12 protein-coding genes and 1 tRNA gene are annotated in these 14,289 nt (G+C 41.3%); 10 read left to right on the top strand and 3 right to left on the bottom strand.

Translation table 11 applies throughout. The features are described 5' to 3' along the window. Window positions 1-10: 10 nt before the first annotated feature. The gene (locus tag ABIE26_RS09335) at window positions 11-1,603 is read left to right on the top strand and encodes a RagB/SusD family nutrient uptake outer membrane protein (RefSeq protein ID WP_310137507.1); all 1,593 of its coding nucleotides are present in this window, start codon (window positions 11-13) and stop codon (window positions 1,601-1,603) included. A 64-nt stretch (window positions 1,604-1,667) separates the two neighbouring features. On the opposite strand, the gene ABIE26_RS09330 is transcribed toward ABIE26_RS09335, so the two are convergent. Further along, entirely contained in the window at window positions 1,668-2,138 is a 471-nt protein-coding gene (locus ABIE26_RS09330) for an Lrp/AsnC family transcriptional regulator (RefSeq protein WP_310137508.1), read from the bottom strand. Window positions 2,139-2,400: 262 nt separating this feature from the next. Between ABIE26_RS09330 and ABIE26_RS09325 the strand changes: the two genes are divergently transcribed. From ABIE26_RS09325 to ABIE26_RS09295, 7 genes are all read left to right on the top strand, one after another. After that, the gene (locus tag ABIE26_RS09325) at window positions 2,401-3,258 is read left to right on the top strand and encodes a sigma-70 family RNA polymerase sigma factor (protein ID WP_310137511.1); all 858 of its coding nucleotides are present in this window, start codon (window positions 2,401-2,403) and stop codon (window positions 3,256-3,258) included. 112 nt (window positions 3,259-3,370) lie between these two features. Continuing rightward, window positions 3,371-3,547, top strand: coding sequence for a histone H1 (locus ABIE26_RS09320; RefSeq protein WP_084236237.1), 177 nt, complete (start codon window positions 3,371-3,373; stop codon window positions 3,545-3,547). 106 nt (window positions 3,548-3,653) lie between these two features. Then, window positions 3,654-4,706 carry a DNA polymerase IV gene (gene dinB / locus ABIE26_RS09315; RefSeq protein WP_409035650.1) on the top strand — a complete coding sequence of 351 codons (1,053 nt, stop codon included), beginning with the start codon at window positions 3,654-3,656 and terminating at the stop codon, window positions 4,704-4,706. A 107-nt stretch (window positions 4,707-4,813) separates the two neighbouring features. Beyond that, a complete protein-coding gene (locus ABIE26_RS09310) occupies window positions 4,814-5,380 on the top strand; it encodes a hypothetical protein (protein WP_310137518.1) in 567 nt (188 codons plus the stop codon). A gap of 113 nt (window positions 5,381-5,493) precedes the next feature. Further along, window positions 5,494-5,895, top strand: a complete 402-nt coding sequence (locus tag ABIE26_RS09305; protein WP_310137520.1) for an OsmC family protein — start codon at window positions 5,494-5,496, stop codon at window positions 5,893-5,895. 101 nt (window positions 5,896-5,996) lie between these two features. Next, window positions 5,997-7,367 (top strand): exonuclease domain-containing protein, encoded by a 1,371-nt coding sequence (locus tag ABIE26_RS09300; RefSeq protein ID WP_310137521.1) that lies wholly within the window; start codon window positions 5,997-5,999, stop codon window positions 7,365-7,367. A gap of 51 nt (window positions 7,368-7,418) precedes the next feature. Continuing rightward, window positions 7,419-7,492, top strand: a tRNA-Arg gene (locus ABIE26_RS09295). 189 nt (window positions 7,493-7,681) lie between these two features. Here the strand turns inward: ABIE26_RS09295 and rhuM are convergent. Together rhuM and ABIE26_RS09285 are read right to left on the bottom strand one after the other, a co-directional pair. Beyond that, on the bottom strand, window positions 7,682-7,801 hold the full coding sequence (gene rhuM, locus ABIE26_RS09290) for a RhuM family protein (protein ID WP_354375445.1): 120 nt from the start codon (window positions 7,799-7,801) through the stop codon (window positions 7,682-7,684). Between the two features lie 379 nt (window positions 7,802-8,180). Beyond that, window positions 8,181-8,930, bottom strand: a complete 750-nt coding sequence (locus ABIE26_RS09285; RefSeq protein WP_354375443.1) for a DeoR/GlpR family DNA-binding transcription regulator — start codon at window positions 8,928-8,930, stop codon at window positions 8,181-8,183. A gap of 410 nt (window positions 8,931-9,340) precedes the next feature. On the opposite strand from ABIE26_RS09285, the gene ABIE26_RS09280 reads away from it, so the two are divergent. Together ABIE26_RS09280 and ABIE26_RS09275 are read left to right on the top strand one after the other, a co-directional pair. Further along, complete coding sequence (locus ABIE26_RS09280) at window positions 9,341-12,451, top strand: SusC/RagA family TonB-linked outer membrane protein (RefSeq protein WP_310137525.1); 3,111 nt, start codon at window positions 9,341-9,343, stop codon at window positions 12,449-12,451. A gap of 8 nt (window positions 12,452-12,459) precedes the next feature. Continuing rightward, window positions 12,460-14,265, top strand: a complete 1,806-nt coding sequence (locus ABIE26_RS09275) for a RagB/SusD family nutrient uptake outer membrane protein (protein WP_310137528.1) — start codon at window positions 12,460-12,462, stop codon at window positions 14,263-14,265. Window positions 14,266-14,289 lie beyond the last annotated feature (24 nt).

Below are 14,289 nucleotides of genomic sequence, written 5' to 3'. Positions count from 1 at the left end.
TCTAATTGATATGAAATATATATATTATCTGGTGTTTACCGGTTTATTACTGTCCACCAGCAGTTGTGAAAAATTCCTGACACACGATAACCCTCAGGATGTATATGATGAAATTTGGTGGAATACGGAACCGAATATAACCGCGGCTTTAAATTCTGTTTATGCAGGTATACCGGATGGCTCTTCCGGGCGTCAATTGATGTTTTTGGATGCCATGAGCGACAATGCAGTTGCAAGACAAAATTTACGTGGTGATTATGAATCTTATGTAAAAGGCGTACAGGGGGCCAACTGGGGAGTTGGAAGAATGATATGGGACGACGATTATCGTGACATCAGGAGGGCTAATCGTTTTCTGGAGAACATAGACAGGGCATATCTGCCTGTAGAAGCACTTAAAAGCCAGTACATTTATGAGGCCCGGGCACTGCGTGCCTATTACCACATGGAACTGTCTATGTTTTTTGGAGGAATAACCATTATGAAACAATCGGTAGCTCCAAATGATAGTTATTTACCAAGGAACACTGCTAAAGAGGTTTATGATTTTGTAATAGCAGAACTTACCGAATGTGCTAAAAGTGGTAGTCTGCCGCCAAAATATGTAAATAATGCCGATCTCAAACGTATGTCGGCAGCCACCTGCTGGGGCCTTATTTCCAAATATGCTTTATATAATAAAGATTACCAGCTGGCAAGAGATGCTGCCAAAGCAATTATTGATATGGGTGAATATAGCTTGCGCAAAAGCACTGTTTTACGAAATAGCTACGCTGATTTATTCTTGTATACAGGGGAAATCAATAATGAGCGGATCTTTTTCAGGGAAATCACTTCTGGTGGTAATCAGTGGCTTACTTTTGCACCGCAGGGAACTGGAGGAAAAACAGTGGTTTCCCCAACTGCCTCTATAGTTAATGCTTACGAAACCAGGCAAGGGAAAACACTGGAAGAGCTTGGCCCTGATTCGGCAGCCATTTATGCCAAAGAACCCAATTACAGAAATAACAGGGATCCGAGGATGATTGCTTCCATCATTTTGCCAGGCACCAATTATACCGGAGTAGTGCTTAAACCTTTTGAGGCGGGACTGGATAAACTGGGAGATCAGAATTCAACCTCTACAGGATTTTGGATAAATAAGTACCTTGACCCAAAAGATAAAACAGGAACAAGAACGCTTGATTTTATGATTATGCGTTATGCAGAAGTGCTGTTAAATTATGTAGAATGCCTGGTTGAAACGGGAGATTATGGTAACCCTGACGTTGTTAAATATTTAAACGAGATCAGAAACCGCGCAGGCATGCCGAATGTAAACGTGGCAGTTTACAACACTCAGGATAAACTAAGAGAATTGGTGAGAAGGGAACGCAGGGTTGAACTTGCATTTGAAGGTGTGCGTTATTACGACATCAGAAGATGGGGGATATTTGAACAGGTAATGAACGGGCAGGTATACGGGGCAATTGATCCGGCAACAAACCAGCCTGTGAATGTAGAGGTGAGATCTGCCAAGGCTAACCGGGATATGATCTGGCCAATTCCACAGGCAGAATTGCTTGCTAATCCAAAAATGGACCAAAACCCAAATTACAATTAAGCTTTAACCGGGTTAGGCGAAGAATGTAGCATTAGAGCGTACAGCACCATATTGTACGCTCTCTTTAATTAAATACCGGGTAGCGTACTTCTCTTTTTACCTCATCAATTACTGGTAAGGATTTTACTTCTGCCAGGTTGGATACATGGCCTAGCTTCTCGGTTAGGAAATAGTTGTAGGAGGCCATGTTTTCGACTACCACTTTAATGTAAAAATCGAAATGTCCCGTAATGTGGAGGCATTCGAGAACTTCCTCAAAATCTGATATGGCATTCCTGAAAAGATCGAGCGCCTGGGAAGTATGATCGTTTACCCGCACAAGTACACAGCTGATGAACAAACTGCTCACCTTTTTATGGTCGGCAATTGCGATATAATTTTTAATAATGCCATTCGCTTCCATTCGGTTTATTCTCTCTGAAATGACAGATTTGGAGCGGTTGAGTTTCATGCCGATCTCTTTGGTGTTTAACCTGGCATTGCGAACAAGGATCCTTAATATTTCATAATCAAGTGGGTCGAGGTTAGGTATCATCTGACTGAGGCTGGATATTGGTTTTTTATGGTTAGTTAGTTGGTCCCAAATATAAGGCTATAAAACAGGTAAGCCGATAATTTGTCGGTATTTTTTATATGCGCCAAAATTTTATTTTGTATTTGATGTGGATTTTGTCTTGAAGCCAATAATGTATGGTAAAGACAGGGTAAAACCGGACAGCGACCGGAAATTGACAGAGTTGCTAATTTTTCAGTTTTAGCTTGCGAGTTTTGTAAAAGACAAGAAAAAATAAATTGATATGAGACAGTTAAAGATAGCACAGTCTATTACCAGGAGAGATTCGGATGCTGTTGAAAGGTATTTAAGGGATATTGGTAAAATTGAGTTGCTAAATATGAATGAAGAAGTTCTCCTGAGCAGAAGGGTGCGGAATGGTGATCAGCAGGCCCTGAGCAAATTGGTAGCCGGTAACCTGCGTTTTGTGGTTTCAATTGCGAAGAATTACGAAGGCAGGGGCCTGTTGCTTTGCGATTTGATAAGTGAGGGCAATGTAGGATTGATAACTGCGGCTCAGCGGTTTGACCCCACTATGGGCTTTAAGTTCATTACATTTGCAGTATGGTGGATTCGCCAGTCTATCTTATCGGCGATTGCGAAGCAGAAACGTTTGGTGCGCCTGCCTGCGAACCAACTGGCGGCATTGTCAAAAATCAATCTGGCAGGCTTAAAACTGGAGCAGCAACTGGAAAGGGTACCCGGCATTGAAGAGCTGGCGGAGGCTACAGGATTTACAAAAGACCAGGTAGCGCTATATATGAATACGGGTGTTATACCTTATTCACTGGATCGTGTGGTGGATGGGGAAAGCAAGCTGACCTTGATGGATAAACTGGCCGATAAAAGCATAAAAGATACAGATCATTTGACCAGGGATGAGTCTATATTGATTGATCTGCACCGGGCAATAAGCCGTTTACCTACACGGGAGCAAAAGATTCTGATCCTGCTATATGGAATGAACGGTCAGCCGCCTACGCCACTTGAAGATATGGTAGGTATATTTAGTATAGGGAAGGAACGGCTGCGGCAACTTAGGGACAAAGCGCACAAAACCCTTCAGTTAAAATATGCCAGGGCTTTGTCTGATTATTTTTAACATCTGTTGCTGAAAAAAAATATGTGTATAAATATTCATTTGGTGAAAATCCAATAATTATTAACTTTAGCGCGTTATATCTTATATTTAAAAATCTTAAACGAAGAAAAACATGGAAAAATTTTCAAAACTTAAACAACTAATTGCTGGCGCAGAAGCTGATGCAGACAAATTTTATAATTCAGGCAATGGTGCTGCTGGTACCAGGGTACGTAAAGCTATGCAGGATTTAAAAGGCCTTGCTCAGGAAATTCGTACTGAAATTACTGAGAAAAAAAATGCAAAGTAATTATCTTTGATTTTATGAGAAAGGCCCCGATATTTCGGGGCCTTTCTCGTTTAGGTTAGAATAAATGGAAGGCAGTGCCCAATACCGTAAGATTATCCATGTTGATATGGATTCATTTTATGCTTCGGTAGAACAGAGGGATAATCCTGATCTGCGTGGCAAAGCTATTGCTGTGGGCGGATCGCCTGAAGGCAGGGGTGGAGTGGTTGCCACGGCAAGTTACGAGGCAAGGGCCTATGGGGTACATTCGGCCATGCCCTCTAAGCAGGCTATAAAGTTGTGCCCCCATCTGATATTTGTCTATCCCAGGTTTGCGGTGTATAAAGAAGTGTCAAGGCAGATCAGGGAGATATTTCGTCGCTATACCGATCTGATCCAGCCGCTTTCATTAGATGAGGCTTATCTGGATGTAACCGATGATAAGCTTGGCATAGGTTCTGCAATTGACATTGCAAAGCAAATTAAACAGTCGATAAAAGATGAACTGCACTTGACAGCATCGGCGGGCGTATCTGTCAATAAATTCGTTTCCAAAATAGCTTCGGATATCAATAAACCAGATGGTTTAACTTTTATCGGCCCTTCTAAAGTGGAACGTTTTATTGAGCAATTGCCGGTGGAAAAGTTTCATGGAGTAGGGAAGGTGACAGCAGCAAAGATGAAAATGCGTGGATTGCATACCGGTGCTGATCTGAAAAAATTATCGGAAACTGAACTGGTAAACTTATTTGGCAAAAGCGGAAGGTTTTTTTATAAAATAGTGAGGGGGGTAGACAACCGTCCGGTAGAACCTAACCAGGAAACGAAATCGGTTAGTGCAGAAGATACATTTTCGTATGACCTGACTGAACTCGGGGAAATGCAGATTGAACTGGAGAAGATAGGAAAGGTGGTTTTTAACCGGATTAAACAATACAATTTATCAGGGCGGACCATCACGCTAAAAGTGAAATTCAGTGATTTTAAACAGCTGACCAGGAGCAAGTCCTTTACTGAGGGAGTAGTTGATTTTGACAGGATGATGGATGCAGTACATGCGCTGCTGCGGGCGATAGATTTTACATCGAGAAGTGTGAGGCTCTTGGGGATTTCGCTCTCCAATTTTGAGAACGGAGCTGCGAAAAAAAATGATGTTTACCAGCCGAGGTTGTTTCCTTAGCAGGAGCCTTAAATTTTTTTTCATAAACTCGCAGCAATATCTTAAATTGTATATTATTATCTGCAGGTCAGATAAGCAAACTAGAAATCAACGTATAAAAAAAAACTATGAAAAAATTACTATCGTTAATTGCTATCCTGGGTTTATGTGTAAACCTGAGCATGGCGCAGACAGCTGCGGTATCAACTGCGAAGAAAGAAACTGCAAAAGCCAAGGCTGATGCAAAAAAACAAGCCGCTAAAGTTAAGGCCGATGCAAAAAAGGCTGAGGATAAAACAAAGGAAGCGGGAGTAAAACTTAAAAAGGATGGCACGCCCGATAAACGCTATGCCAATGCCAAAGCGGTTGAGAAGGAAGTAAAAACTACGACTACCAAAGCTGTATCAAAAGAGGCTGCAACTGCACCAGGTTTGAAAAAAGACGGTACGCCAGATAAACGTTTTTCGGCAAATAAGGAAAAAGTTGAGGCTCCTGTAAAGGCCGCGAAAAAAGAAGTTGCTGTAACCAAAAAGCAGGCCACTTCTGCTGTCACTACTGCCAAGGAATACAAACCTACGATTGACAGAAGTTTGCATGGCCCTAACGGAGAACAGATTTTAACCGGTCCGCGTGGTGGAAAATACTATATCAATAAAAACGGCAATAAAACTTATATCAAAAGAGAGGCGGAATAGATTTTCAGGCTGACTGGGAGGAAAGGGTGTGGCAAATTGCTGCACCCTTTCTGCATTTATGGAACATGAGCTTATTTATGTTGGGTAATATGTATTTTTAAAGAAAAAAGAATATGGAGAACAAGCAGATCACCGCCGTTACTGAATTGGATAGGGCGCATTATAAAACCAAGGTATATTCGGGCGGGCATTTTATATATGCCGATGAACCTGAAGATATTGGCGGAACAGATGAGGGCATGTCGCCAGCCGCCTTATTACTGGCCAGTTTAGGCAGCTGCACCGCAATCACCATAAGAATGTATGCTGATAGAAAAGGCTTTAACCTGGAACACATTAAAATTGAACTTGCGATTTGTAAGGAAGAGGAGATGGGGAAGGAGACCACGATTAAACGAAAGATTACGTTTACCGGAGCGTTGACGGACGAGGAGCACGGACGTTTGATGTTAATTGCCGACAAATGTCCTATTCATAAGATACTGAGTAATCCGATAAAAATTGAGACGAGTTGATGGCTGCCCGTCAGATCATGAGTTATAGTTGAAATATTTTGTATATATTACTAATATTATTAGCATATTTGGTCTGTTAAACTGAGTAAAACTGATTGTTGATGTTGTATGCTGTTGTAGATATTGAGACTACCGGAGGATTTGCTTCGGGTAATGCAATTACAGAAATATCGGTGCTGGTGCATGACGGGCAAGAAATCATAAAGCGATTTGAAACGCTGATTAACCCGGAAATGGATATCCCACCGTATATTGAGGCACTTACCGGGATTAGTAATGATATGGTTAAAGATGCGCCACGATTTAAAGAAGTGGCTGATGAACTCTATCAATTGCTGCTGGACAAGGTATTTGTTGCGCATAATGTGAATTTTGATTTTTCATTCATCAAACATCATTTGAGTTTATCGGGCTATGAGTTAAATGCGCAGAAATTATGTACAGTAAGGTTGAGCAGGAAGTTATTGCCGGGACACGGTTCTTACAGTCTGGGCAAGCTTTGCGCTGCTTTAGGTATCCCTGTTCATAACCGACACCGGGCAGGAGGTGATGCAGAAGCAACTGCTATTTTGCTGGGGCTGCTGATTAAGTCCGATTTGGACGGAGTGATTGCGCAGACCTTAAACCGGAAGGCTAAAGAGCAGCTTTTACCGCCAAATCTGTCCAGGGCACAGATTGACAAGCTCCCACGTGTGCCCGGTGTTTATTATTTCAAAGACCAGAAAGGGGGGATTATTTATGTTGGAAAGGCAAAAGATATTCAAAAGCGGGTTTACTCTCATTTTACCGGAAGCAATATCGGAAAACAGCGTCAGGAATTTCTAAAAAACATTCATTCTGTAGATTTTGAGATCTGTGGCACTGAACTCATGGCTTTTATATTGGAAGCAGCCGAGATTAAGCGGCTGTGGCCTGAAAATAACCGGGCACTAAAGCACCACGAGCAAAAATATGCTTTGTATGTTTTTGAAGATCAAAACGGGTATATGAGGTTGGGTATAGACAAATACAAAAAGCAGATGCCGGTATTGCATAGCTTCAATACATTGCTTGAGGGGCATAACTTATTGAGATCCTTAATAAAGGAGCATATTCTTTGTGAAAAGTTGTGTTATGTTCAAACCAAAAGGACTGCCTGTACGGCGCATGGAGAGGGGAAATGCAGTGGGGCCTGTGTGGGAAAGGAATCGGCCGCATCGTATAATGTACGTGTAAAATACGCCATTGAGTATTTGAAAGGGATGCTGCCAACTTTTGCGGTATTGGATAAGGGGAGGAATGAAGAGGAGCAAAGCTGCCTTTTGGTAGAGCAGGGTAAATTTTATGGCATGGGTTATATTTCTTACCACACGGATATAGAGGGGCCGGAAATGCTAAAATCTGTATTACAACCTTATCCTTCTGATAATTACATTTTAAATATGATCAGCAATTATACAACACAGTTCCCACAGAAGAAAATAGTCATTTAAATTTGCGTGTTTACTTCCTAACTTCTATCTTTGCCGCTCTTAATAGGAGATGCCTTGGTAGCTCAGCTGGATAGAGCAACGGTTTTCTAAACCGTGGGTCAGGGGTTCGAGTCCCTTCCAGGGTACTTCACCGGAGTGAAAATTTTCAAAAGTTTTTACTCCGGTTTTTTTATGCCTTATCTTTCTGCTAAGGTTAACCACCACTTTTACCATCATCTCTTTTTCATCAGATTTGCTTTCTGCGAACCATCTGTTCTATAAAGAATGTTGTTTTTCTCTAGAAACCAAACAAAAGGTAGGCGGCTATTCGTTTATTACAGTTCCTTGTTTATAGAATAGCCCTTAATTAAATATTCCTTTAACACTTGGTTTGCCCAAATTCTAAATTGCGTGCCTTTTTGAGATTTAACGCGATAGCCAAGAGATAATGACATCTAAAGAGTAAAGCTTCAGTTTTCTTTTTACTGTTCGGGTTCCTTCTTTTTGAACTGTCAAAGGATTTCTTGATAGTTACAGATTTAGTCAGTTCATTTTCTTTGAAAATATTATTGATATGCAACTTATATTCTGTTTAGTTTGGCTAAATAATTCTTGCATCTGTACTTGCGTAATCCAAAATAGTATCATTTTCTAGCTTAACTTCAATAGAAGTCGTTCGGTCTGTAGTTTGATATATGATTATTTGATCGTTAGCCTCCATAATTTGAAATATGATATATGCTGCCTTATGTAAAAGGGATATATAAAACCCAACTTCAGGATTAAAAAATGTTCTACGGCGAGTTTGGGTACAATAACTGCTGAGGTTACATCCTAAAGCAGTTTTAAATTGTCGTTTCTGTACTTGGCCAGCAACTGGCTTTCGGGAGATAGTTCGGTAATGAGATAATTAATATGGTTGGGTTCGCATATTCTTATCCTTTGTGCGGTATTCAATTTTTCTGAAATACTCAAAACCGCAGTTTTTTTAGACGACCGGATGATTGCCTTTTTCACCTGTACGATATCCCAGTCCATGTCTGTAAGGCCTTCCTCAGAAGAAAAGGCATTTGCACCCAGCAGGCATAAGTCTACTTTGATGTCTACCAACTGATTGATCACACTTGCTCCTACATGGAGGTTTGCGTTTTTATTTAATTTGCCTCCAATGGTGATGACTTCGAGGTTGCTGTGGTCTGATAATGTAATGGCTATCTGCGGACTGATCGTAAAGAATGTAACCTTAAGATTCTCCGGGATCATTTTTGCCAGTTCTAATATGGTGGTTCCACCTTCGGTAAGGATAACCATTTCATTTTTGATGAGTTTTAGCGTTTTTTCAGCTATTTTCTTTTTTTCGTTTAACGCATACACTTCGTTCTGCGTATTAAATGGCAAAACAAACGACTTACTGGCAGCTCCTCCGTGTACTTTTAGCAGCTTACCCGTTTCGGCCAGTTCCTTTAAGTCGCGTCTTACAGTGTCGTCTGAAATGTTTAATAAAGTACTTAAATCGGCAGATAGCACTTTGTTATGAAGGTTTATTTCCCTCATGATCAGTTTGTGTCTTTCTTCTTTACGCATGTTTCTGAGTCGTTATATGTAAATATAAATCTTTTTTAATGAGATTTATTGTTTTGCGGTTATTGATCTATATTGAAATGCTATTTACTGCAAATTTAAGTTGTTTATCTGTATTTTATACTGTTTTATTGAGGGAAATTGCAAAAATGCATTTTTGTTGCGGTTTTGTAGTTGTTGCTTTCTAGTTTACTGTTACCCCTTGTGTTGCGGTGTTTAGCTTCCTAATTCAATGTTATTCGTGTTAATAGGTCGAAATTATTTTTTTTAAAAAAAAGTTGCATGCTATTATAATGCGGTTATATTTGTAATATAAAACGCATAAAAAACGCATATTGGCTATTTTATGTCAAGAGTAGGTGATTTTACTGCTTGTTTGCGTTTTTGAAGACTAAACTAATCAACCAAACCATATGTACAAAATTCTACAATTTATGTTTTTGCTGCTTTTTCTAACAGACGCAAAAGCCAGAGGTCTCGCTGCTTATCCGGACATGGATAATGAAGCGATAAAGAATTATAAATCTGACGTTGCATTTTTTCAGGAGTTGGATCAGGGAATTGTAAAGGGGAAAGTTGTGGATGAAGGAAACAATGCTATGCCCGGTGTTTCAGTGAAGATTAAAGGAAGTTCCATCGGTATGGTTACCGGGTCCGGTGGTGAGTTTTCCTTAAAGGTAAGGAGTGATAAAGATTCTATTCAATTCGTATTTATTGGGTATAAGCAGCAAACAATCAGTGCAAATGTCAAAGGCTTTATCACCATCCGGTTGTTACCTGAAGATAACAGAAGTTTGGACGAAGTTGCTGTGATTGGTTACGGAAGGCAAAAAAAGGTTTCGGTAACTGCTTCCTTGTCTACTATTTCTGTTAAAGAACTGGAACGTGTTTCTACGCCATCCTTATCCAATGCTATTGCAGGAAAGCTGCCCGGTATAATTTCCAGGCAGGCAAGTGGCGAGCCGGGAGGAGATGCAGCGCAGGTATACATCAGGGGTTTATCAACTTTTGGGAACAATGGGCCGCTGGTACTTATTGATGGGGTAGAACGGGATATGAATGTGATCAATGCACAGGAAATTGAAAGCTTCACTATCTTAAAAGATGCCTCTGCAACAGCCATATATGGAGTGCGCGGTGCCAACGGTGTGATACTTATCAATACAAAACGTGGAGAACTCGGAAAGCCATCTGTTACATACAGATCTGAAGCGGCTACATTGAAAGCGCTGAGGCTTCCGGAGTATATTAATGGCGGGCAATATGCTTCGTTAATGAATGAAGCCTTATTATACGCAAACCAATCGCCCCGATGGAGTGAAGAAGAAATCAAAAAATTCTACGATGGTTCTGATCCATATCTATATCCGAATGCCAACTGGACAGATGCGGTTTTAAAGCAGAATACCTGGCAAACCATCAATAACCTCAGTGTAACAGGCGGAACAGAGATTATTAAATACTACACCAATGTTGGCTTTACATTACAGGACGGGTTATACAAGCAGGATGCCAATAATAAGTTTAATACCAATGCGAATATCAAACGCTATAATTTCAGGAGTAATGTAGACCTTAACCTGTCTAAAAGCCTGACCATGCAGTTGAGTCTGGGCGGGATTATTCAGAACGGTAACTATCCGGGATTTCGGGCGGGAGATATATTTCAGTCTTTGAAAGTCATCTCGCCAATTGCTTTTCCTGTTACCAATCCGGACGGAAGTCCGGGGGGAGCCCAGACGTATATTGGATGGAACCCCTGGGGCAGATCAACGCAATCCGGATATTTAACCCAGGACAGAAGCACTTTACAAGGTACATTTGGTGTAAACTGGGACCTGTCCTCTTTTACAACGAAAGGGCTGTCATTAAGAGGCTTGTTCTCGTACGATCGTGTTGCACAAACCGACAACGGAAGGGCTAAAGCATTTGAAGTTAAAAGATATCTCGGGAAAGATCCGCTAACTGGGCAGGATCTGTATAGTGCTAATTTCAGGGAGGAACAACCATTGGCCTATTCTTACACGAATGCGAGTGATCGGGCCATATACAATGAGCTCCAGTTGAATTACAACCGTAGTTTTGGACGCCACAATGTGACTTCTATGTTATTGTTTAACCAGCGTGACTATGTTAACCTTACAGCAGGATCCTCTATTTTAAACATCCCGTATCGCAGACAAGGGCTTGCCGGACGTACCACTTATGGTTTTGACAATCGGTATTTTGCTGAAGTTAATTTTGGTTACAATGGTTCGGAGAATTTTCCGGCAGGAAAAAGGTATGGTTTCTTTCCTTCTTTTTCTGCGGGTTGGGTAGTATCTAATGAACATTTCTGGAAAGTTCCGGCAGTTTCCACCTTGAAATTCAGGGCATCTCATGGAAGGGTGGGGAATGACCAGATCGACCAGCGGTTTTTATTCCTGAGTACCATTAAAACACAGGGACAGTCCTACGCTTTTGGCCCCGGACAGGAAGTCTTATATGGAATGGAAGAAAATGCGATTGGGAACGAAAATGTAACCTGGGAAACTGCGCAGAAAACAAATGTCGGAATTGATCTGGGGTTTTTTAAAGACCAGGTAACACTCCAGGTAGATTTGTTCAGCGAAAAACGCAAAGATATCCTGTTGCAAAGAAGAACTGTTCCTTCGGTAGCTGGTTTTTTCCCCTGGTCAATACCTTATGGTAACCTGGGTAAGGTTAATAATAAAGGAGTTGATGCTTTGCTTGAAGTTAAACATACCACTCAGTCCGGCCTATTTTATGCTTTAAGAGGTAATTTCACATTTGCCAAAAATACGGTCATAGAAAATGACGAAGCCGCGAAACGTTTCCCTTACCTAACTGGAAAAGGTTTGCGTCTGGGCCAGTCGTTCGCGTTTGTGGCCGATGGCTTTTTTCAGAATCAAGCTGAAATTAAGACCAGCCCCCTGCAGAAATTTTCTAACGTGCGGATTGGCGACGTGAAGTATAAAGATATAAATGGAGACGGGGTGATCGATTCTTTTGATCAGATTCCCGTTGGTTATCCGAGACTACCGGAAATGTCGTTCGGCTTTGGAGGAACGGTATCTTTTAAAGGTTTTGATGCCAGTCTTTATTTCACCGGCGCTGCTCATACCAGTGTTTTCTTAAGCGGCTTTTCTATGTGGCCTTTCTACGAAGGGGCAGGGGTTAACAATGTGCTTACTGAATATTATGACAACAGGTGGACACCCTCAACTCCAAATGCACGCTATCCGGCAATAGACGTAGGCAACAACCCCAATAACTACGTCAATTCAACACTATGGATGCGGAACGGTGATTACCTGAGGTTAAGAAATGCCGAAATCGGCTATACCTTGCCAAAGCGATTGACCAACAGGTTTGGGGTGAATAACCTCCGCTTTTTTATAAATGCAGTGAACCTGGTTACCTGGGACCATATTAAGATCATAGATCCTGAATCTAACGACGGTACAGGTGGTTATCCCTTACAACGCTCTCTTAATGCCGGTTTACAGATTGATTTTAAATAAAACTGAACATGAAAAAAATACAATATATCCTCTGCAGCATATTGATCATGCAGTTATTTCTTATTTCTGCATGCCGAAAAGGTTTCCTGGATAAAAGTCCGGATGAAGACATTACCATAGAAGAAGCATTCAAACAGCGTAAATATGCAGAAGCATTTCTGGTAGATATTTATGCAGGGCTACCCAATGAAATATATTTTACGGATATGTCTGATATAAATCCGTTTGTCATCGCATCAGATGAGATGAACATTCCATGGCCGGAGAAATTCCCTAAGCTGATGAATAAGGGGGCATGGAATGCTTTTAATGTAGCCGGACAGATTTATAAGAATATGTATGAGGGGATCAGGAAGGCAAATATATTTCTGGAGCACATAGATATCACACCTTTGTCTGCTGAATTTACACAGACTACAAAAAACCGCTGGATCGGTGAAGCGACTTTTCTCCGTGCGTTCTATCATTTCCAGCTGATGCGGATATATGGGCCGGTACCAATTATGGACTACAGTGCCGGTGTGGCTGATGATTTTACCAAAATCCGCCGTAAACCTATGGATGAATGTGTAAAGTTTGTGGTAGATGAGTGTGATAAGGCAATTGGACTCTTACCTATGAATGTAGTGGAGAGCCGTGATCTTGGACGACCAACGGCAGCTGCAACGCTGGCACTCAAAGCAAGGGTATTATTGTACAATGCCAGCCCTTTATGGAATGGAAATCCAGATTTCAGGTCTTTTACGGATAAGGAAGGGACTAAATTGTTTTCGCAGCAACACGATGAGAATAGATGGGACCTGGCAGCAGCAGCAGCTAAAGACTGTATCGAAAAATGTGAAGCAGCGGGATATCACCTGTTCAGAAATTATACCGATCCGGTTAAAAATTATCAGCAGCTGTTTATTGAAAATAACAACTCTGAAGTACTGTTCGCAAGAAACTCAGGCAGGGACGGCTGGATGGAAAAATGTGCTTTTCCGGGTAGTCTGGGTGGTTGGAATGGATGGAACCCTACCCAGGGCCTGATCGATGCATACGAGATGGATAATGGCATTGCACCAATAACCGGATATAATACCGATGAATCTCCAATTATTAATCCCGCCTCAGGCTATGTAGAAACTGGATATGCCCTGGGTGATGAGCCCAAAGGCAAATGGCTTGATGGAACCAGGAACATGTATGTACACCGCGATCCCAGGTTTTATGCAACAGTTAACTTTAACGGGTCGTTTTTTGTAGACAGAAGGGTACAGTTCTGGCAGTCTGGTGCTGATGGTAAGGGCACTGCAGGACGGGATTTTAATACGACCGGCTACCTGCTTAAAAAGTTTATAGATCCGGGTGTTAGTCTTACTCAACAAAGATATTCTCTTAAAACATGGATCTTTTTTCGCCTTGGAGAAATGTACCTGAATTGCGCAGAGGCATTAAATGAAGCGGACGGACCGGTAAATGACGTATATAAGTATGTTAATGCCATTCGTGACCGTGCAGGGATGCCGTTCTTACCCACTTCATTAACCAAAGAGGAAATGCGTAAAAGGATCAGGAACGAGCGTCGTGTGGAACTCGCATTCGAAACACACCGCTATTTTGATTGCCACAGGTGGAAGATTGCCGAACAGACAGATAAAGCACCGGTTTATGGAATGAATGTTTCTGCAGGAAATGGTCTGAAAGACGACACTTTTTATAAACGTACTTTGATCGAACCCCGGGTTTTTCAGGCACCAAAGCATTATTTATTTCCAATTCCGCAGGATGAAATTGATAAAAATGCCAGTATCGTACAAAACCCGGGGTGGTAACTGATTTTATAATATTAAGCAAAA

Origin of the sequence: Pedobacter africanus (genome assembly GCF_040548825.1) — a bacterium.
GTDB lineage: Bacteria > Bacteroidota > Bacteroidia > Sphingobacteriales > Sphingobacteriaceae > Pedobacter > Pedobacter africanus_A.
Note: the sequence above shows the minus strand (reverse complement) of the source record. Positions and strands in the feature narration are given on the sequence as shown.

Coding starts and splice junctions, on each gene's coding strand:
- ABIE26_RS09310 (WP_310137518.1), top strand. CDS start 4,814: ATGAAAAAATTACTATCGTTAATTGCTATCCTGGGTTTATGTGTAAAC.
- ABIE26_RS09305 (WP_310137520.1), top strand. CDS start 5,494: ATGGAGAACAAGCAGATCACCGCCGTTACTGAATTGGATAGGGCGCAT.
- ABIE26_RS09325 (WP_310137511.1), top strand. CDS start 2,401: ATGAGACAGTTAAAGATAGCACAGTCTATTACCAGGAGAGATTCGGAT.
- ABIE26_RS09275 (WP_310137528.1), top strand. CDS start 12,460: ATGAAAAAAATACAATATATCCTCTGCAGCATATTGATCATGCAGTTA.
- rhuM (WP_354375445.1), bottom strand. CDS start 7,801: ATGTCATTATCTCTTGGCTATCGCGTTAAATCTCAAAAAGGCACGCAA.
- ABIE26_RS09335 (WP_310137507.1), top strand. CDS start 11: ATGAAATATATATATTATCTGGTGTTTACCGGTTTATTACTGTCCACC.
- ABIE26_RS09280 (WP_310137525.1), top strand. CDS start 9,341: ATGTACAAAATTCTACAATTTATGTTTTTGCTGCTTTTTCTAACAGAC.
- ABIE26_RS09320 (WP_084236237.1), top strand. CDS start 3,371: ATGGAAAAATTTTCAAAACTTAAACAACTAATTGCTGGCGCAGAAGCT.
- ABIE26_RS09285 (WP_354375443.1), bottom strand. CDS start 8,930: ATGCGTAAAGAAGAAAGACACAAACTGATCATGAGGGAAATAAACCTT.
- ABIE26_RS09330 (WP_310137508.1), bottom strand. CDS start 2,138: ATGATACCTAACCTCGACCCACTTGATTATGAAATATTAAGGATCCTT.
- dinB (WP_409035650.1), top strand. CDS start 3,654: ATGGATTCATTTTATGCTTCGGTAGAACAGAGGGATAATCCTGATCTG.
- ABIE26_RS09300 (WP_310137521.1), top strand. CDS start 5,997: ATGTTGTATGCTGTTGTAGATATTGAGACTACCGGAGGATTTGCTTCG.